The sequence below is a fragment of the Paenibacillus tundrae genome (genome assembly GCF_030812775.1).
Taxonomy (GTDB): domain Bacteria; phylum Bacillota; class Bacilli; order Paenibacillales; family Paenibacillaceae; genus Paenibacillus; species Paenibacillus tundrae_A.
In genome coordinates this window covers 178,529-197,591 of record NZ_JAUSTI010000004.1, presented here as the reverse complement: position 1 = coordinate 197,591, position 19,063 = coordinate 178,529, and the positions used below count along the sequence as shown (strand labels likewise).

Sequence of the window (19,063 nt, the reverse complement as noted above, 5' to 3'; positions counted from 1 at the left end):
TAATACAGTATCCAAAGAAGCATCAAACTCAAATGTCAATATACATAACACATTGATCGATTATAACGGATACAAAATTCCAATATTATTCAAATTTTATTGACAATGAACCTACCCTGTGTGAGTATATTTAACATGATATTCTATATCAGATGAACATTGTTTCGTTCGTCTTCAAAAGAGATTAGGACTGACTTCATACGGGAAAGGTCGGATTACATTGCACTGGACTGAGCAGGAAAAAGAAAAACTCCTGGTTACTGTAGCCGCTAACCTCGCCCGAGAACGCAAAGGCCGAGGACTTAAGTTAAATGTTCCCGAAGCGATCGCCCTACTGACCTCTGAACTCATGGAGCGCGCGCGTGACGGAATGAGTGTTGCAGAATTGATGCGATACGGGGGTACCATTCTGAAATGTGAGGACTGCATGGAAGGTGTACCCGATATGATTCCCGAGGTACAGGTAGAAGCCACTTTTCCCGATGGCACCAAGCTCGTTACCGTACACGAGCCCATACGCTAAGAAAGGCAGGAGAACGTAATGATTCCTGGTGAATATCGTTTGAAGCAGGACGAAATCATCTGTCACCCCAATCGCCCAACAGTGCGATTACTTGTCTTGAACCGCGGGGATCGTCCCGTACAAGTCGGTTCCCACGTGCATTTCTACGAGGTTAATGCCGCTTTAGAATTCGATCGCATAACAGCTTATGGACATCGCCTGCATATCCCGGCAGGTACTGCTATTCGCTTTGAGCCTGGTGAGGAGAAACCTATCGAACTTACGACATTTGGTGGCAAACGACAAATCTATGGTTTTAACGGTTTAACCGAAGGATCCATAGACCACCCTCCCGATTCTCAGAAGCTAGACACGTTCTTGAACACTTTTGCCCCACTGAAGCAGGATGGGAGTGATTCTCCATGAGATCAATGAGCCGCGAGCAATATGCTTCCATGTTCGGGCCGACAACCGGCGATGCCGTCCGACTAGCAGATACAGAACTTTGGGCCGAGATCGAACACGATTATGCCATCTACGGAGACGAGAGCAAGTTCGGCGGCGGCAAAGTCATCCGCGATGGCATGGGTCAATCCGCATCTGCCCTTCGTAGTGATGGCACACCTGATACTGTAATCACCAACGCAATCATCATTGATCATTGGGGAATCGTCAAAGCCGATATCGGTATCCGCGATGGACTCATCTGCGCCATAGGAAAATCCGGCAACCCCGATACGATGGACGGCGTCGATCCCTCACTCATTATAGGCGCTTCCACGGAAATCATTGCTGGCGAAGGAATGATCGTAACTGCAGGCGGGGTCGATACCCATATTCATTTTATCTGTCCACAACAGATTCAGACGGCATTATCTTCTGGAGTGACCACCATGATCGGCGGCGGTACAGGTCCTGCCACAGGAACAAAAGCAACAACTTGCACACCAGGAGCTTGGCACATCCATCGCATGCTGGAATCAGCAGAAGCCTTTCCCATGAATATTGGCTTTCTCGGTAAAGGAAATAGTTCTACTACAGCCCCTTTGGTTGAGCAGATTCAAGCAGGGGTCATTGGACTCAAGCTCCATGAAGATTGGGGTACAACCCCAAGTGCAATCGATGCCTGTCTGACCGCCGCTGACGAGCACGATGTACAGGTAGCCATCCATACGGATACCTTGAACGAAACCGGGTTCTTGGAGAACACACTCGCAGCCATTAACGGTCGCACCATACACACCTACCACACAGAAGGCGCAGGCGGCGGTCACGCACCCGACATTATTCGAGCAGCCGGTGAATCCTATGTTATCCCTTCTTCCACGAACCCCACCAGACCTTACACACGAAATACAGTAGAAGAGCATTTGGATATGCTGATGGTCTGCCACCATTTAGACCCGTCTATCCCTGAGGATGTTGCTTTTGCAGATTCTCGGATCCGACCCGAGACGATCGCCGCTGAGGATATTTTGCATGATCTTGGTGTATTCAGCATCATCAGTTCCGACTCCCAGGCTATGGGACGTGTTGGAGAAGTCATCATACGAACATGGCAGACGGCAGACAAAATGAAAAAGCAACGCGGCAAGCTGGACATCAATCCAGATTCACCAGCTGATAACGATCGCATCAAGCGGTATATCGCCAAGTACACGATTAACCCAGCTATCGCTCACGGAATCAGCCATCTCGTCGGCTCCGTTGAAGTTGGCAAACTCGCTGATCTCACACTCTGGAATCCTGCCTATTTCGGCGTCAAACCCGAGATGGTAATCAAGGGAGGTATGATTACTTTTGCTCAGATGGGTGATCCCAACGCTTCAATCCCAACACCTCAACCCGTGTTTGGTAGACCCATGTTCGGCGCCTATGGCAGCTCATTACCCAAAGGCTCCATTACTTTCGTTTCCCAAGCTGCGGTAGATGCCGGCATCAAAGAAAAACTCGGGCTACACAAGCGTGTCGAGCCTGTGAAGGGCTGCCGCACAGTAAGTAAGAAAGACATGGTTCACAACGACGTGACCCCCACCATTGAGGTAGATCCCGAAACGTATGAGGTGCGCGCCGACGGTATACTCCTTACGTGTGAACCCTCAGATGAATTACCTATGGCTCAGCGTTATTTCATGTTTTGACAAAGGGGTGGGGTTTCTCATGATGCATAGTGGCACGAAGCTACTTCGTTACGTCCAACTCTTGGACTCCGCTCTGCCTATCGGCGGATTCTCACATTCATTCGGCTTGGAGGCATACACTCATGATGGTACCGTACGGACAACGAGCGAACTCGAAACATTCATCCGCAGCCAACTCCATGCTAGCCTCGTTCGCCTCGACGGGCTTGCGATCAAGGGTGTTTACGAGGCAATAGATCAGGAGGATGCATCCCTTCTCGCCCTGTATGACAAGCAGGTTCATGCCCAACGCACACCACGCGAACTCAGGGAAAGCGGACATAAAATGGGTAAGCGACTACTGAAATTAGCACGCTCACTCTATCCACAGATGGATTTTTCCCTTATCGACATCGCCATCCATGAGCATGGTGCCTTTTGCGGGATCACAACCGTTCACGGTTATATTAATCACAGGTTGGATATCGGATTGGACGAAGCCGTTATCGGACATCTCTACGCTTCCGTCAATGCCTATGTGAACAGCGCACTACGCCTTCTGCCCATCGGGCAGACCGAAGCTCAAATGCTCATTCATACACTATTAAACGTCATTGAACTTGAATGGAACCAAGTGCGCGGCGGCGATCCAGATGACATGCATAGTTTTGGTATCGCGCAAGAAATCTACGCCATGCGGCATGAAAGTTTACCCGCCCGTCTGTTTATGTCCTGATTATAAGGGCATTCATACACGCTCAATCTTGAAGAAAAAACAAAGGAGGAATTGTTATGTGTGGAGGAGCAGATCATACACATCACCCAGAATGGGAACGCAAAACGTTCGACCGAAGTCGTCCGATGAGGATTGGAATCGGAGGCCCCGTAGGTTCAGGCAAAACCGCATTAGTAGAGAAGTTATCCAAGGCACTGCGTACCCGTTATAGTCTCGCAGTAATCACGAATGATATTTACACCAAAGAGGATGCTGAGATCCTACTACGCCAAAACGCACTCGCACCCGAACGTATTATCGGTGTCGAAACAGGTGGCTGCCCTCACACCGCCATCCGCGAGGATGCTTCTATGAATTTCGAAGCTGTTGACGAATTAATTGAACGTTTCCCTGACCTGCAACTCATCTTTATCGAAAGTGGCGGGGATAATCTATCCGCGGCATTCAGCCCTGAACTAGCAGATGTTTTCATCTACATTATCGACGTTGCTCAAGGGGAGAAATTACCTCGTAAAGGAGGACCCGGAATTACACGTTCCGATCTACTGCTCATCAACAAGACCGATCTCGCCCCTTATGTCGGCGCAAGCTTACAGGTCATGCAGGAAGATACTGAGCGAGTACGTGAAGGACGCCCTTATGTCATGTCCAATCTAATGAGTGGCGAAGGTGTCTCCGAGATCGTTCATTGGCTTGAACATCAATATATGGATGACGATGCCGCTGCGCATCCACATACACATGGCCACGGTTCCGCCCATACCCATTAAGCCTAACTCCTCACGATCCGAAGGTACAATCGAATCGGACATTCATGTTGAAGGAGCCGTGATGCGCCGCAGCGAGCTACAGGCAACTTTCGCCCTTCAAGGGGGGCGCACCGTCATGACAGATCGATATTACAGCGCCCCTCTTCGATTCAGCCGTTCCTTCCGTTCACCCGGCGACAGAGATGGACTTTGCATTTATACCTCCGATGTTTCGCCAGGCGTCCTGAATGGAGATCACTATCATTCCAACTGGCATTTAGGCCAAGATACTCATGTGATGCTGAGTAGCACGTCAGCCACTCGCCTTCACCCAACACCGTCTCTCCCCTCTTCAATCCACCATCACTTCCGGTTGGAGCATGGAGCGGTGCTGGAGTATTTTCCCGAATGCGTTATCCCGTTCAAAGGCAGTTCTTCCTCACTTCACGCCACCTTTGAACTAGAGGGAAATTGCATACTCGCCTATGCAGATGTATGGTCAGCAGGACGCATTCACCGGGGAGAGGCTTTTCAATTCAATAGGTATAGCAGTTTAACGGAAATTTGGCAAGGACAACAACTTGCAGTCTGGGATCGATTCGGATTAGAACCAACATTCAACAACCCTAGACAATCCGCCGCCTTACTTCACTACACTCATACCGCAGCATTGTGGATCATCGCCCCCAATCTCGGGGCAACACAGTTAGAGCTCATACGTTCAGCCCTCCCCCCAGATGGACGCATGCTGGCTGGAGCCAGTCTACTCGCCGCTGGTGGGATTGGCGTCCGTATCCTCGGCACCGCAGCTTGGGAGCTCCAAGAACAATGCCTGCACATCTGGAATACAATCCGCCCCCAACTACTGGGTAGCGGAGCTTTAACCTTCCGTAAATGAATATACGATCTACAACTTCTTATGAGAAACAACAAAAAAAACCTTGAGTACCCGCATAACAACGGGTATTCAAGAGTTTCTCATAGGTAGAAACTATATCACGAACCACAGACTAAATCAGCGCTCAAGCTAGAGCGATTCATCCTCTTCCGTCTTGCGTTCTTTCTCATAACGGAAATCCTGAGTATTTCGGCTCTCCTTCGATTTACGGTAGCGGGTAAACTCAATGTATTCACTAATAAAAGACTGCTCTTCAGTCGTTAATTCACTCTCTTGGCAATTCAATTGCCGCAACACGTCAAAAAAATAATCCTCTCGTTTTTCCCGTACCATCGCTTCCTTCGACGGACGACCAATCATGAGCCAGTCCAGGCTCACATCAAAAAACGCAGCGATCTCAATCAGTTTATTCGTACTCGGCGTGGATTTCCCACGTTTCCAATCACCCAAATTACCCGTACTAATCTTCAGTTGTTGACAGAAAGCCTTCTTCGTCATTCCTCGTTCAGCAATCAGGTGTTCAATTCGCTCATATATTGACTGCATACAGGACCGCCTTCCAACGATAATAATCTTCTTATCCTAATGAATCACGGACAACACAATATACATAATTATACCACAACCTCCATGAATCCTCAGCCACTAATCCTACGATAAATCCGTTCACTGGCTTTTAGACAAAAATAGACCCCCATGGATAACCATGAGAGTCTACTTCCTAATACTGTGATGCGGTCGAGAGGACTCGAACCTCCACGGGCGTACGCCCACTACCCCCTCAAGATAGCGTGTCTGCCATTCCACCACGACCGCATATTCAATTGTAAAAATGGTGAGCCATGAAGGGCTCGAACCTTCGACACCCTGATTAAAAGTCAGGTGCTCTACCAACTGAGCTAATGGCTCTTGCTGTAACTTCACCCTGATGTGCCATGATCATCTCTTACGTAGAACAATGACTTGCGAGGTTTCCTTCGTTAAAAAGGTGGTGAAGATATGACCCGTAGGGGATTCGAACCCCTGTTACCTCCGTGAAAGGGAGGTGTCTTAACCCCTTGACCAACGGGCCTTAATAACAAGTTGTCTTTCTTGGCGACAAGAATGAGTATACCACGATTATTCGAAACAGTGCAACACTTTTTTTGAAAGAATTTTTCAGCAACAAAGAATACCAACAAAGAGCCTTTCAGAGATATGTCATTAGAATCGTCTGTATATGTAAAAGATACGTCAAATTACTTACAAAAACTGATATTCACTTATAATATTGCAAATAACATTATAACTACTTATAATTAACTATATAGATATATAACACGGTCATCCCTGTATAAGGAGGCGGCACGTTTGTTCCAAGAAGAACGAATGCAGCTTATTATTGAACACTTACGTAAACATAATCGCATCTCTGTCGAGGAGATCGGTTCACTCTTTGACGTATCCCGGGACACCGCTCGTAGAGATCTCATTAAGCTTGAAGAGCAGGATAGCATTATCCGGACGCGTGGCGGCGCGATTCTCCCCTCTCCTCCGCAAGAATTCAGATCCTACAAAGACCGTCTACTCTATGTCTCAGAGGAAAAAAGAGCCATTGGCAAACTTGCTGCAGCTATCGTTCGTCAAGGTGAGAATATCATTCTGGATGCCTCAACCACAGTGCAAGCCTGTGCCGAGAACCTCAACGGTAAATCCTGCACTGTTATTACGAACTCCATGCATTCAGCTGACCTTCTCTCCAATCATGCCTCCGTCGAAATCCGTTTGCTTGGTGGTAAAGTTGATAAAGAGCAACGCTATGTTTATGGCGCTCCTGTGATCGAAACCCTCTCTCACTATTATGTAGACAAATCTTTTATCGGCATTGGTGGTCTAACTATGGATGGCTTCAGCGCCTCCGAAGAAGAAGGCAAGATTAAATACCGTATGATGCAAGCAGCCAAACAAGTTATTGTACTCGCAGACCATTCTAAGTTTAACAAACGTTATGGTTATCGCTTTGCCGATTGGTCTCTAGTAGACATATTAATTACGAACCAATGGCCATCGCCGGAATGGCGTACTTTTCTAGCCGAACAACAAGTCGAGATTCTCATTCCTGAACCTACAGAAGATAAGGAGTTGTAAGTATATGAAATTGTTTGCTACAGATTTAGATGGAACGTTATTGAACAGAGACAGCCAGATTAGCCCTGAGAACGCAGCCGCAATTCACCGTGCACAACAAGAAGGTCTACGGGTGACAATTGCAACAGGTCGCGTGTATTCCGATGTTGTTAATATTTCTCTAGAAGGAGGAATTAAAACACCGGTTATCGGTTCAAATGGCGCAACCATCCATGATGAGAACGGACAACGTCTTTTCCACCTCCCATTGGAACGCGAAACAGCTGCCTCTGTTATGCAATGGCTGGAGGATCACGATTGTTATTATGAAGCCTCCACGCAGCAGGGGATCTATGCTCCAATTAACAGTCATAATGCGATGCTTGCCGAGATGGATCGTATTCTAGGCGCAAGCCCTAGCGAGGACGTTGCACGCCTCATCCGAGCTGTTAAGAAGCATTACGACAAAAAGGATTACCACCGTGTGAACTCACATCAGGAAATCCCTGCAGAAGCACACATTTACAATATTATGGCCTTCTCCATGAATCCGGATCAATTACGTGAAGGTAGACAATACTTTGCAGCACGTTCAGATGTCGCGATGGTCGTATCTTCTGAACACAACTTCGAGATGCAGCATCCTGATGTATCCAAAGGTAATGCCTTGTCTAAGCTTGCAGCTCATCTGAACATTGCTATGGAAGATACGGTCTCGATCGGGGACAACTTCAATGACGTATCCATGTTGCAAATGGCAGGGCTCGGAATCGCGATGGGCAACGCAGAACCGGAAATTAAAGCACTAGCTAAAGCTATCACATTGACCAATGTAGAGCACGGCGTAGCTCATGCGATCTATTCCGTACTTGAAGGTAAGCCGATCAACCCACCAGCAGGTGTTAGCGAAGGTAATCTGTAACAGGCCACTCGTTGTGTGCGCATATCAAAACATAAAATCCAAGCACAGTCTCTTTCTAAGAGGCTGTGCTTGTTTACTTTTGTCCAACATATGAGGTTATGATATTATCCCCTTCCCTCTTACACCTTGTCCGCCCGGAAGTTCTCTCCACACTTCGCTCCAAGCCCATAATAATGCCGGAAGTTATAGATAAGCGGTCGCCATGCCTCGGGATTAATTTTGTTTGTGCCTGAGATGATTTTGGAATGAGCATGCACTTTCATCGCCTTCACTTCCACAATAGCCATATAAGGTGTATGCTCCGGAATACGAATGTGCTGGACAGAAGCTTCAATCTGGATCGGGCATTCTGCAATTCGCTGTGGCATAACCTCGACTGAATTCTGAGGTGTAAGTTCTGTAGCGTTAAATTTATCCTGACAAAATGTATAGCCCATCTGTTGCTTGGCCTCAGGTACTGGAGTTACACCTGTGAATTTCCCCAACACCTCAACTTGTTTCCACATCGAAGCTTCCGGTAGGTTAACGACACACTCTGGGTGTCGCATCAAGTTCTCGTACGCCTTCCCTTGAATCCCGATACCAAGTACGAGACAATCCCCTAATGCCCAAGAGGAAGATAACGGGGATAAATTAGTCGAACCGTCCTCATTAAGCGTGCTAAGCATCATCACTGGGGTACCATAGTATAAAATACTCGGTTGTATCGTTTCCGTATCATACGTATCTCCTATATGTTGTGAATATGAGTCGTTGTTGGAGCTTCGTTCTTGTTCTCCATCTGATAGTTCAGGACACTCATATTCTGGTTGCAGTTCCTCCGATTGTTGCTGTAGTTGTGGTTGTTCCTGCTTCATCCATTCTCCCTCTCCTATTCCCATTCATTTACCTAGTTCCTCTTTACGTAGTCCTGAGCATTCGTCTCAGATCGATTGTAATACACTTATAGTTCAAGTATCATCGAAGTATGAGCACATATCCGAATATAACGATTATTGCGTCATTAATTGCTGATCCAAGTCGTGCCATCTTCTTAGAAGCATTGCTGGATGGACGAGCTTTGCCTGCAGGTGAACTCGCTTATATGGCTAAAGTTACTCCTCAGACAGCAAGTAACCATCTGGCCAAATTGGTCGAGGGCGGGTTATTGGTCGTTGAGAAACAAGGCAGACATCGCTATTACCGTTTGGCTAATCAAGAGATTGCTTTTTTGATCGAGTCCATGGCCAACATTGCCCCTCCTGTACAAGTGCGCTCACTCAAACAATCTGATCAACTGCGGCATCTGAGCTTCGCTAGAACGTGTTATGGTCATTTGGCTGGAAAGCTGGGAATCGCCTTGTGCGAGGCCTTGCTGCGTGAGGGGTATCTAATTGAGCCGCAAGACGAGGAAAACAAAGACTATACGATTACAACGAAAGGATACGACTGGTTTGCCTCGTTTGGAATCGAGCTTCAGGTCAAACCCGGATCACGCCGTGCGCTGGCTCGTAAATGTCTGGATTGGAGCGAACGACGACACCACCTTTCCGGCTTGCTCGGAGAGCAATTGAACCGTCGATTATCTCAACTAGACTGGATACGACAAATGAAGGGAAGCCGCTCCGTTGAATTAACAGAGACAGGTAAGAAAGGGCTATACGAAGCACTCAACATTTCCTTATAAGCAGGATCATTCAAGATTATGGTAATCGAAGCATATCGAAACAATAAAAAATCCCCACCGGCTGGAGCGATAATAGCTCAATCCGGTGGGGATTTACATGTTACATTTTTTTATTCAGAACGGAGAGAGAGGGATACTCTCACTTCATTCGAGACTGCGAAGTATCGCTAACGAAGCTTATGCTTCGACGAACCTCCAGGGTTCTCATCCCTTTGCAGGGAAGTTTATTCAGAACGGAGAGAGAGGGATTCGAACCCTCGCACCGCTTACGCAGTCTAACCCCTTAGCAGAGGGTCCCCTTATAGCCACTTGGGTATCTCTCCAAGAATGGCTCCCCGAACAGGGCTCGAACCTGTGACAACTCGATTAACAGTCGAGTGCTCTACCAACTGAGCTATCAGGGAATATTAATCTTGAATAAATTTAATTTATCATGATTAAAGGGCCAAGTCAACAGGACTCATTTTCATTCTAATAAAGAGTTTATCTTACAGGTCTACCATCTTTAGTTTACCCGCACATCGTCCGCAACGGTAACGCTTGGGATCTACTTTTCGTTTGCGCAGATATTCGGTACCACAGCTCTTACATACCAATTTATAGCGATAAGGCAGCGGCTTTCGACCCTTACTGCCGGGAAGAGACTGGCAGAAGCGAGAACCGCCAACCTTTTGCAATAAAGCCTTGAATTCAGGATCACGGTGCTGATAACCACGTCCACGAATATGCAGATGATAATGACAGAGCTCATGTTTAATAATCTTCTCGACTTCTTCTCTCCCATACACTTCAAGCTGGTGCGGATTGATCTCAATCCGATGACTCTTAAGCATATATCGTCCACCCGTAGTCGTTAACCGCCGATTAAACAACGCCTCATGAGTGAACGGAACCCCGAAGTGATCCAAGGATACCTGTTCAATCCATTGTTGTAATTCCTCATTCTCCATCGATCCCTCTCCTTTCACACCGATTAAACGATTCGTTTTCCCGCATAATACTTGAATTCTAACCGTTTCCTAGGCTACACTGTCAAGTAGAATGTATGAGGGGAGATTAATACTTGTTATGCCTACAATGCGCTACGTCATCCTGCAACTGGAACAACAATTACAATTTGTAGAAATGCCTGCCGATTATGCTTATCAGCTCAGCGCCCTTAATCTGCGCCTACACAAAGAGATCGATAAACTCACCGCACCTAACGTACCCGTTCTGCCCCGAGCAATTGCCGAATGTGACCAACTGGATCTTCTGGATGAACAACTTTCGATTGTTGGAGGTCTAGACTATATCAACGCGCTTGAGCATAGTTTTGCCGAATTACATGAGAGCCATTATCCGTTAATTTCCTTACTCACTGAAATTCGAGCACTCCAAGCTCAATTAGAACAATGGTATGAAGAAGAGATGGAAATGCTATAATTCAACTGAATTCATCTTGGAAAAGTTAGCACGGCCTAAACAAAACGCATCCCCATCTATGGGTGTGCGTTTTGTTTGCTATATACCTCTAGTCCACAACTGCACGCTAACTGTAATCAACCCAACCCTACCTGAATTTCCTAATGTCAATGGTTCATTTGCACAGGCCAGGCTGTTATCACATATGCTAACATACAGATGAATTATGCAAGAGGAGGAGATACCCTTGCCTCAATGGCTCTGCAATCAACTCATGCGTGCATTCCACAAAAAAGACAGCCGCCAGATTAAGCTACTTAACGAATGTTGGTTCTTTTATCGTAACAAACCGAAAAGTGGTACGGTACGCAGCGCGGACAGTGAACTCTAAGAACGACGTTGTTATGCTTAACCTTCTCCGTCCGATCAAATACTCTTCCTCTATATAGCTTATCATTGATATTATCAGTGATCTATCATTCGAATGATAATCAGTCCACAGGAGAATCCAACCAGATCAAAAAAACAACCTTCCCTAAGAGCACTATCATTAAGAACCAAATAAACTTAATGACATTCTCACTAGGGAAGGCTGTTCTATCGTTTCCACATGCACTTTAAAGAAACTACTTGGCTGAAGCTGGTTTCTTCATCGTTAGACCTACACGGCCTTTTTTGGTATCTACATTCATAACCCATACCGTTACATTATCTCCGACGGAAACCACATCCATCGGGTGTTTAACATAACCATTGCTGAGCTGTGAGATGTGGACAAGTCCATCACTCTTAATACCGATATCTACAAAGGCACCAAAATCAATAACATTACGAACCGTACCCTGCAGTTCCATACCTTCGACGAGATCCTCAATCTTCAATACGTCTGTACGGAAGATTGGCAATGGCATTTCCTCACGTGGATCTCGGCCCGGACGCTGCAAGCTGTCCAAAATGTCACGAAGTGTCGGCACACCGACATCCAGTTTTACAGCCAACTGATCAGCCTTTTGCTCAGACAGCAGTTCAGCCAGCTCTTTGCTGCCAAGCTTGTCCAACTCCACTTGAAGCTCCTTGAACAACTGATCCACAACCTTGTAGGACTCCGGGTGAATTGGTGTACGATCGAGTGGGTTCTCCCCTTCACCAATCCGCATAAAGCCAACGCATTGCTCATACGTTTTGGCTCCGAGACGAGGCACCTTCTGCAACTGACGGCGATTCGTGAAGCGACCGTTCTCTTCCCGGTATTTCACGATGTTCTTCGCAATGGTTGCATTCACTCCAGCCACGTAGGACAACAGTGAAGGAGATGCGGTGTTTACATCAACACCAACATGGTTAACGGCAGACTCTACAACAGCTTTGAGGCTCTCTTCGAGAACTTTCTGAGAAACGTCATGCTGGTATTGACCTACACCAATGGCTTTAGGATCAATTTTGACCAATTCTGCCAGCGGATCTTGTACTCGGCGAGCAATGGAAGCCGCACTACGCTCAGCAACGTCCAGATCCGGGAACTCATCTTGAGCCAGCTTAGATGCAGAATACACACTTGCGCCAGCTTCATTAACGATCAGATAGACAAGGCTCTCATCGCCATTCTCCTGAATGATCTCGGCAACAAACTGCTCGGTTTCACGAGATCCTGTACCATTCCCGATCACAATCAGACCGATATCATACTGTTTGATCATCCGGTGGAACACTTCTGCTGCTTCACGTTTCTTATTATGTGGTGGGGTTGGATAAGTTACAGCCACCTCAAGCAGCTTACCCGTATCATCAACGACTGCCAGCTTACAGCCTGTACGGTAGGCAGGATCGACACCAAGCACACGTTTGCCATGGATCGGCGGTTGGAGCAGCAGGTTCCGAAGATTAGCTGAGAATACGGAGATTGCCTGGGTCTCCCCTTTTTCCGTTAATTCTGCGCGAACTTCACGCTCAATGGAAGGTGCGATTAGACGTTTATAAGCATCTTCAATTACTGCACGCAAAATGTCCTGTACAGCAGAAGAACCCTTAATAATCTGTCCTTCCATGTGACGGTGAGCCGGATCTGCTGCCACGTCCAAACCGACTTTCAAAATATTTTCACGCTCACCGCGGTTAATCGCCAAGATACGGTGCGGCGGCATCTTTTTCGCTAATTCACGATAATCATAATAATTCTCATATACGGACTCTTGCTCAGCATCTTTCGCTTCGGAAGTCAGCATTCCATGATCCAACGTATAGCGGCGAATCCACGCACGAATGGCAGCATCATCCGCAATGTTCTCGGCTAATATGTCCTTAGCTCCCTGCAACGCAGCCTCTGCGTCATCCACGCCAAGCTTAGCACTGATATAACGCGCCGCCTCTTCCAGGGCATCTCCCTGTTTAGGCTGGCTCCAGATCCAAGTAGCAAGCGGCTCTAAACCCTTCTCTTTGGCTACGCTGGCACGCGTTTTACGCTTTTGACGATACGGACGGTACAGATCCTCGACTTCTTGCAGCTTCACAGCTTGAGTGATGGACTGCTTCAGCTCCTTCGTCAGCTTGCCTTGTTCGTCTATAATACGAATAACTTCTACTTTACGGTCTTCGAGGTTACGCAAGTATACGATACGCTCTTCAATATTTCGTAGCTGGTTCTCATCCAGCTCTCCAGTCATTTCTTTACGGTAACGAGCGATAAACGGAATTGTGTTTCCTTCATCCAGAAGCTCGGACGTCGTCCGGATCTGCTTCAGGGGTAGCGATAATTCCTTGGCTACCTGCTTGATGATTCGCTCGTGGCGTTCAGCCTTTATCGTTTCTTCATTAGGTTCCAGAACCGTTTCCTGTTCAGACAAATAAATCCCTCTTTCCTTCCTGAATCGATCATTAGAAGCACGTCCAGGGCAGCTTCGCTGCAATAATCACAGTATGGAATCCACACGTGTGCAGATTCTTCTTCCCTATATTATCACAAAATCCCGTTCAAATTTCCAGCATGAGGCGAGCTTACAAGTTCATCCAATCCCGATACCCCCGTTTCATCGGTAGCTATCATGCAATGTCCTGTCAAAAAAAGACCGGAAAACGTCGTTTCGACGCATCCCGGTCTTCTTCATACTAATTATAAAAGCGAAGTGTTACTTTGGATTTGCTATATCAAACAAACAAACTAAAGCGTATTACACTTACCACTCCGATGACAGAATAACCTTCCGATCGCTGTTATCCCCAGATTTTTTTGATTTCCCTTCTCCTAAGGGAAAAATCCGGTGATAAAGGCGAACGCTTCGCTTCTTCACGTTATTTCTGTCCTCTCCGTTCTCGTGTAATGTAATTAGCATCTTTTATATAGCTTCTAAATTATACTCGCTCGAAACGGAACATCTCGCTCAGGTAGTCTCCAGACGCTGCACCAACTGCGATACCGCCATACATCAAGGCATCACCAGTAAACGTCTCTTCACTGCCCTTCAGACGGTAATCCGCGTCAGGGTCTAATCCTTTGAGCTTCAGGCGCTGCAACGGTGCATTCGGCTCAGACAACACACGGAAATAGAACACGACAGCTTCGCTGCCATCCGGTGCGATGAACATCCATGCCGTCTCATTTCCTTCAAACGGACTGAGCAAGCGACGGAATGTTCCGTATTGAATCGTACCCCGAATTTCTTTGTACAGTTCAACCTGTGCTTTTACAATTTCGTTCTCTTCCTCAGTGAACCGAGTCAAGTCCAGCTCATAACCAAAGTTCCCTGACATCGCTACATGTCCACGCGTCTCCAATGATGTAATCCGGTTCACCTGGTGATTCGGTACAGCAGAGATGTGGGAACCCATCGAACTTACTGGATACACGAGACTCGTACCATATTGAATACGCAGACGGGATACCGCATCGGTATTGTCACTTGTCCAAGTTTGCGGCATGTAATAGAGCATACCTGGATCGAAGCGTCCGCCGCCACCTGAACAGCTTTCGAACAGAATATGTGGGAACGTGCTCGTAATCCGTTCCATCACCTCGTACAATCCCAGCATATAACGGTGTGCTGTCTCACGCTGTCTGTCTGCTGGCAGCAATGCGGAGCCCACTTCTGTCATATTCCGGTTCATGTCCCATTTCACGTAGGAGATCGGTGCAGAACCTAGTACATCACTCAGCATGCGTACAATTTCGTCCCGTACATCCTGACGAGAGAAGTCGAGCACCAGTTGCTGACGTCCTTCTGTACGGCGACGATCAGGCACATGCAAACACCAGTCTGGGTGTGCACGATACAGCTCACTATCAGGGGAGATCATCTCAGGCTCGAACCACAGTCCGAACTGCATATCTAGACCCGTCACGCGATTCGCGAGGTCATCCAGACCTTGTGGTAACTTATTCTTATCTACGATCCAGTCACCAAGCGAGGAATTATCGCTATCCCGGTGCCCAAACCAGCCATCATCCAATACAAATAGCTCAATACCAAGCTTCTGTCCCGCACGTGCGATCTGCTCGATCTTGTCTGCATCGAAGCCAAAGTATGTTGCTTCCCAGTTGTTAACGAGGACAGGACGCTCCGCATTCCGGAATTGACCACGTGCAAGACGTTCACGATACAGCTCGTGATAGGACTGTGACATACCATCAAGCCCTGCATCCGAGTACACCATAACGGTCTCAGGCGTCTGGAATGCTTCTTGTGGCTCCAGCTTCCAGCTAAAGTCAAACGGGTTAATTCCGAGCGACACACGTGTCGTGAAGAATTGATCCACTTCCGCTTGTGCTGTGAAGCCTCCACTATAAACGAGGCTGAATCCATATACCTCACCTTGGTCTTCGTCCGTACCTGGTGTCATTAAGGCAATAAACGGATTCTGCTGGTGACTACTCGAACCACGGCGACTCTCTACGCCTTGCAAGCCAGAAGCAAGCGGTCTGCGCACGATGTCGCGCTCACGTGTCCAAGCACCCGACAATTGCAGCAATTCATAATCTGCGTGTGGGAAATCAACTGAGGAACTAAGCGCACGCAAGACATTAACGGAGGTAGCGCTCTCATTCACTACACGCATCGAACGAGTAATCGCATTAAATGCCGTAAAGGCTGTATAAGAAAGCTCGATCTTGATGCCAGCAACACGGTCTTGCAATTCAATGACCAATGTCTCTGCTTCATCCGCAGCTTCTACATATGTTGCTGGTAGTCCTTCAAGGGAAGGCTTCCCCTTCTCCAAGCGATGACCTGTGTAGGTAAACTCCGAAATGGTTGAGCCGTTCTCCAGTTGGAGTTGGATGGCTGGGTTACGGAAATCACTCGTCCCATACACCGGCAGTTCCACTGGCAATGTATCGAAAGAGATCGTTCGATCCTCTGGCACCGGGTTAGGGCTAAAGGATGCGCGTTCTGTACGCACATGCAACCAGCTCAGATCGGTATCGCGTAATTTCTTGCCGTAGTACAAATGCACCAAATATCCTGAAGGCAATACTTGAAATACATAACTTGCCTTGCGAGTTTGTAAATGGAATTGTAGTTTCTCCTGATTGATATAAATGCTCATATGTCTCCTCCACCTCTGTATATCTGTCTTTTGGGTAAACGGTTTCTCAGGTTTCATTATAGCGAAAAGATAGACAATGTTCTACGCTTTCATCTAGCTTTATTCAAAAGAGCGTACCGCTGCCAATTGGCTGCTGTACGCTCCTGTGAATTACTGCTCTAAAAGGTGCTGAAGATCGACCTTTCTGAACATGCACTATAATGTGATTGTCCAAAAGGAATCTTCTGAACACACACTTGAATTGGTTATGCCCTAGGACACCTAAGGCACTTCCCGCTGTCAACGGCTGGCTGGCAGTTTCAAACCACTGCTCCACCTTTAAAAATCGATCAAGCCCAGACTGATCTGTAAGGCCTCGTTAACCAATTTCATGGTCTCCTCGTCCAAATGAGTAATCTTGTCAGTCAATCTTTGCTTGTCAATCGTCCGTATTTGTTCGAGCAAAATAACCGAATCCCGGTCAAAGCCGTGTGCCGCCGCATCAATCTCTACATGCGTCGGCAGCTTTGCCTTTTGGATCTGGGCGGTAATCGCCGCCACAATACAAGTTGGACTGAATCGATTACCGATGTCATTCTGAATGACCAGCACCGGTCTGACTCCACCTTGCTCGGAACCGACAACGGGAGAAAGATCCGCAAAAAAAACGTCACCGCGTTTTACGATCAATGTCTACACCCCGCTAACTAAGCGGTCCAGAGTGCTGTCCGCATCTTCCTCCGCGTGAAAGGCCTCGGATGCCATGGTCAGGTTAATCTTCGCCATCTCCATGTACCCACGCTGCATAGACTCACGAATATACCGCTTCTTCCGTTCCGTCAGATACAGCTTCATGGCCTGCCTAATCAATTCGCTGCGGTTGGAGTTCTCCAGCGCTACGATGCCATCCACTTCCTGCAAAAGATGATCAGGCAGACTGATCATGATTCGCTTGGTGTTCTGCAAGTTGGCCACCTTTCTTCCACCCCCACAAACCTTTCGCCATTGTGAACCAGTATTACGTTTTTCCAGAACTTTTATACAAAGGAATATATATGCCCCGCGTATATCAAGTATGCTGTACTCCATTATAAACACGGGGAACAATATTCGTACAGACCAAACATCTCTTTTCCAGGATATAAATCCTTATCGTCATACATAATTCGAGATGCTCCGACAGTTTTCCTTCTGTTCTAAAAAAAAGTTTATTGTAAATAGCGTCCAGTTCACCTATTAGGAGGACAAAAGTGGATTAACCTTGGCAACCTCTATACCATCCCGCAGATAGATCCGCGGAATACGGTGTGCCATCATACAGATCACTTCATATGGAATTGTACCTAGCTGGGCAGCCACCTCGTCTACAGTTATACATTCGCCAGACTGGTGGCCGATGAGGACAACCTCTTCGCCGACTTGAATTTCTTCCGCTTCTTCAGCGAAAGATTGTAGCGACACCATACACTGATCCATGCAGATCGTACCGACAACGGGAACACGGCGTCCACGTACAAGCACTTGTGCTTTGCCTGTCAGCATTCTTGAGAATCCATCTGCATAACCGATAGGCAGGGTCGCAATTCGTTCATTTTCCTGTGTAACATAGCGTGTTCCGTAGCTGATGCCCCAGTGGGGTGGCAACGTTTTGACCAGAACCGCCTTTGTCTTCAGTGTCAATACCGGGGACAGCTTCACCACCTGATGATTCACCTCAGTAGACGGATACAATCCGTACAGACTGATTCCCACTCGAACCATGTCGTAAGACAGATTCGGTGTATCAATGGCGGCGGCACTGTTTGCCGTATGTATAATCGGGATGACACATCCCTGATCCCTCAGCGCTTCTACAACGCTTTGAAACCGTCGATACTGCTCCAGTGTATAGGTCTTGTCTGCTTCATCTGCCTTCGCAAAGTGAGTGAACATGCCTTCGAGCATTACCTGATCCAGCGAAGCGACTTCTTGTACGAAGGCTACTGCATCCTTACCAGGCAGCAAGCCTAGCCGCCCCATACCACTATCGATTTTAATATGCACCTTCAATTTCCCGGTGGACGTGCCTGCATTCAGGTTTCGAATCGCATCGAGCACTTCCCGGCTGTACAAGGTAATTGTAATATCATGTTTCCAGGCTACAGCAACACCTTCCGGAGGTGTGTAACCTAACACGAGAATCGGTAGCTTGATTCCATGTTGACGCAATTCGAGCGCTTCATCTAGAAAAGCAACACTCAAATAATCGACTCCATATTGTTCAAGTCCTCTCGCTGTCTCAACAGCTCCATGTCCATAAGCGTTGGCCTTAACACAAGCAAGGAACTTCATCCCTTTCGGCAATGCCTCACGGAAAGCTTCTACGTTGTCACACAGATGATCCAAGTTAATTTCCGCTTGGGTCGGCCGATATTGTTCTTGCACGTTCTGTCACCTTCTCTAATCG

19 protein-coding genes and 5 tRNA genes are annotated in these 19,063 nt (G+C 47.3%); 11 read left to right on the top strand and 13 right to left on the bottom strand.

Features of this window, described 5'->3' with window-relative positions:
* Positions 1-220 precede the first annotated feature (220 nt).
* The 6 genes from J2T19_RS09105 to J2T19_RS09080 are packed head-to-tail and all read left to right on the top strand — an operon-like array spanning position 221 to position 5,005.
* A complete protein-coding gene (locus tag J2T19_RS09105; protein WP_307214915.1) occupies positions 221-523 on the top strand; it encodes an urease subunit gamma in 303 nt (100 codons plus the stop codon).
* A gap of 18 nt (positions 524-541) precedes the next feature.
* The gene (locus J2T19_RS09100; protein ID WP_307214912.1) at positions 542-928 is read left to right on the top strand and encodes an urease subunit beta; all 387 of its coding nucleotides are present in this window, start codon (positions 542-544) and stop codon (positions 926-928) included.
* Positions 925-2,643, top strand: a complete 1,719-nt coding sequence (gene ureC, locus J2T19_RS09095; RefSeq protein WP_307214910.1) for an urease subunit alpha — start codon at positions 925-927, stop codon at positions 2,641-2,643. The genes J2T19_RS09100 and ureC overlap by 4 nt, the downstream gene beginning before the upstream one ends.
* Before the next feature lie 19 nt (positions 2,644-2,662).
* Positions 2,663-3,358: an urease accessory protein UreF gene (locus tag J2T19_RS09090; protein ID WP_307214908.1), complete on the top strand. Its 696-nt coding sequence runs from the start codon at positions 2,663-2,665 to the stop codon at positions 3,356-3,358.
* 56 nt (positions 3,359-3,414) lie between these two features.
* Complete coding sequence (ureG, locus tag J2T19_RS09085; RefSeq protein WP_056699622.1) at positions 3,415-4,128, top strand: urease accessory protein UreG; 714 nt, start codon at positions 3,415-3,417, stop codon at positions 4,126-4,128.
* A complete protein-coding gene (locus J2T19_RS09080) occupies positions 4,100-5,005 on the top strand; it encodes an urease accessory protein UreD (RefSeq protein WP_307214905.1) in 906 nt (301 codons plus the stop codon). Before ureG ends, J2T19_RS09080 begins: the two co-directional genes overlap by 29 nt.
* Positions 5,006-5,134: 129 nt before the next feature.
* Here J2T19_RS09080 and J2T19_RS09075 read toward each other — a convergent pair whose 3' ends face one another.
* From J2T19_RS09075 to J2T19_RS09060, 4 genes are all read right to left on the bottom strand, one after another.
* The gene (locus J2T19_RS09075) at positions 5,135-5,551 is read right to left on the bottom strand and encodes a helix-turn-helix domain-containing protein (RefSeq protein ID WP_307214903.1); all 417 of its coding nucleotides are present in this window, start codon (positions 5,549-5,551) and stop codon (positions 5,135-5,137) included.
* Positions 5,552-5,738: 187 nt separating this feature from the next.
* Positions 5,739-5,821: transfer RNA gene (locus tag J2T19_RS09070), tRNA-Leu, on the bottom strand.
* Positions 5,822-5,838: 17 nt separating this feature from the next.
* A tRNA-Lys gene (locus tag J2T19_RS09065) sits at positions 5,839-5,914 on the bottom strand.
* A 91-nt stretch (positions 5,915-6,005) separates the two neighbouring features.
* Positions 6,006-6,077, bottom strand: a tRNA-Glu gene (locus tag J2T19_RS09060).
* A 278-nt stretch (positions 6,078-6,355) separates the two neighbouring features.
* On the opposite strand from J2T19_RS09060, the gene J2T19_RS09055 reads away from it, so the two are divergent.
* Together J2T19_RS09055 and J2T19_RS09050 are read left to right on the top strand one after the other, a co-directional pair.
* Positions 6,356-7,132, top strand: coding sequence for a DeoR/GlpR family DNA-binding transcription regulator (locus tag J2T19_RS09055; RefSeq protein WP_145050496.1), 777 nt, complete (start codon positions 6,356-6,358; stop codon positions 7,130-7,132).
* Between the two features lie 4 nt (positions 7,133-7,136).
* Positions 7,137-8,033, top strand: a complete 897-nt coding sequence (locus J2T19_RS09050) for a Cof-type HAD-IIB family hydrolase (protein ID WP_307214901.1) — start codon at positions 7,137-7,139, stop codon at positions 8,031-8,033.
* 119 nt (positions 8,034-8,152) lie between these two features.
* Here J2T19_RS09050 and J2T19_RS09045 read toward each other — a convergent pair whose 3' ends face one another.
* Complete coding sequence (locus J2T19_RS09045; protein ID WP_307214898.1) at positions 8,153-8,890, bottom strand: flavin reductase family protein; 738 nt, start codon at positions 8,888-8,890, stop codon at positions 8,153-8,155.
* A gap of 110 nt (positions 8,891-9,000) precedes the next feature.
* Between J2T19_RS09045 and J2T19_RS09040 the strand changes: the two genes are divergently transcribed.
* Positions 9,001-9,699: an ArsR/SmtB family transcription factor gene (locus tag J2T19_RS09040; RefSeq protein WP_307214896.1), complete on the top strand. Its 699-nt coding sequence runs from the start codon at positions 9,001-9,003 to the stop codon at positions 9,697-9,699.
* A gap of 234 nt (positions 9,700-9,933) precedes the next feature.
* Here the strand turns inward: J2T19_RS09040 and J2T19_RS09035 are convergent.
* The 3 genes from J2T19_RS09035 to J2T19_RS09025 form a co-directional block, all read right to left on the bottom strand.
* Positions 9,934-10,022: transfer RNA gene (locus J2T19_RS09035), tRNA-Ser, on the bottom strand.
* Between the two features lie 5 nt (positions 10,023-10,027).
* A tRNA-Asn gene (locus J2T19_RS09030) sits at positions 10,028-10,103 on the bottom strand.
* A gap of 84 nt (positions 10,104-10,187) precedes the next feature.
* Entirely contained in the window at positions 10,188-10,649 is a 462-nt protein-coding gene (locus J2T19_RS09025) for a SprT family protein (protein WP_239290122.1), read from the bottom strand.
* 118 nt (positions 10,650-10,767) lie between these two features.
* On the opposite strand from J2T19_RS09025, the gene J2T19_RS09020 reads away from it, so the two are divergent.
* Together J2T19_RS09020 and cmpA are read left to right on the top strand one after the other, a co-directional pair.
* Positions 10,768-11,124: a hydrolase/acyltransferase gene (locus J2T19_RS09020; RefSeq protein WP_307214894.1), complete on the top strand. Its 357-nt coding sequence runs from the start codon at positions 10,768-10,770 to the stop codon at positions 11,122-11,124.
* A gap of 226 nt (positions 11,125-11,350) precedes the next feature.
* The gene (gene cmpA / locus J2T19_RS09015; protein WP_128100760.1) at positions 11,351-11,494 is read left to right on the top strand and encodes a cortex morphogenetic protein CmpA; all 144 of its coding nucleotides are present in this window, start codon (positions 11,351-11,353) and stop codon (positions 11,492-11,494) included.
* Between the two features lie 235 nt (positions 11,495-11,729).
* On the opposite strand, the gene J2T19_RS09010 is transcribed toward cmpA, so the two are convergent.
* The 5 genes from J2T19_RS09010 to alr form a co-directional block, all read right to left on the bottom strand.
* Positions 11,730-13,943 (bottom strand): Tex family protein, encoded by a 2,214-nt coding sequence (locus J2T19_RS09010; RefSeq protein ID WP_145050485.1) that lies wholly within the window; start codon positions 13,941-13,943, stop codon positions 11,730-11,732.
* A gap of 505 nt (positions 13,944-14,448) precedes the next feature.
* On the bottom strand, positions 14,449-16,638 hold the full coding sequence (locus tag J2T19_RS09005; RefSeq protein ID WP_307214891.1) for an alpha-galactosidase: 2,190 nt from the start codon (positions 16,636-16,638) through the stop codon (positions 14,449-14,451).
* 318 nt (positions 16,639-16,956) lie between these two features.
* Positions 16,957-17,307 carry a type II toxin-antitoxin system PemK/MazF family toxin gene (locus J2T19_RS09000; RefSeq protein ID WP_024630714.1) on the bottom strand — a complete coding sequence of 117 codons (351 nt, stop codon included), beginning with the start codon at positions 17,305-17,307 and terminating at the stop codon, positions 16,957-16,959.
* Positions 17,308-17,310: 3 nt separating this feature from the next.
* Complete coding sequence (locus J2T19_RS08995; RefSeq protein ID WP_056699650.1) at positions 17,311-17,592, bottom strand: CopG family ribbon-helix-helix protein; 282 nt, start codon at positions 17,590-17,592, stop codon at positions 17,311-17,313.
* A gap of 261 nt (positions 17,593-17,853) precedes the next feature.
* A complete protein-coding gene (alr, locus tag J2T19_RS08990; protein WP_307214887.1) occupies positions 17,854-19,041 on the bottom strand; it encodes an alanine racemase in 1,188 nt (395 codons plus the stop codon).
* Between the last annotated feature and the right edge of the window lie 22 nt (positions 19,042-19,063).

Coding starts and splice junctions, on each gene's coding strand:
- J2T19_RS09090 (WP_307214908.1), top strand. CDS start 2,663: ATGATGCATAGTGGCACGAAGCTACTTCGTTACGTCCAACTCTTGGAC.
- ureG (WP_056699622.1), top strand. CDS start 3,415: ATGTGTGGAGGAGCAGATCATACACATCACCCAGAATGGGAACGCAAA.
- ureC (WP_307214910.1), top strand. CDS start 925: ATGAGATCAATGAGCCGCGAGCAATATGCTTCCATGTTCGGGCCGACA.
- J2T19_RS09050 (WP_307214901.1), top strand. CDS start 7,137: ATGAAATTGTTTGCTACAGATTTAGATGGAACGTTATTGAACAGAGAC.
- J2T19_RS09045 (WP_307214898.1), bottom strand. CDS start 8,890: ATGAAGCAGGAACAACCACAACTACAGCAACAATCGGAGGAACTGCAA.
- J2T19_RS09005 (WP_307214891.1), bottom strand. CDS start 16,638: ATGAGCATTTATATCAATCAGGAGAAACTACAATTCCATTTACAAACT.
- J2T19_RS09075 (WP_307214903.1), bottom strand. CDS start 5,551: ATGCAGTCAATATATGAGCGAATTGAACACCTGATTGCTGAACGAGGA.
- J2T19_RS09040 (WP_307214896.1), top strand. CDS start 9,001: ATGAGCACATATCCGAATATAACGATTATTGCGTCATTAATTGCTGAT.
- J2T19_RS09020 (WP_307214894.1), top strand. CDS start 10,768: ATGCCTACAATGCGCTACGTCATCCTGCAACTGGAACAACAATTACAA.
- J2T19_RS09080 (WP_307214905.1), top strand. CDS start 4,100: ATGGCCACGGTTCCGCCCATACCCATTAAGCCTAACTCCTCACGATCC.
- J2T19_RS09025 (WP_239290122.1), bottom strand. CDS start 10,649: ATGGAGAATGAGGAATTACAACAATGGATTGAACAGGTATCCTTGGAT.
- J2T19_RS09100 (WP_307214912.1), top strand. CDS start 542: ATGATTCCTGGTGAATATCGTTTGAAGCAGGACGAAATCATCTGTCAC.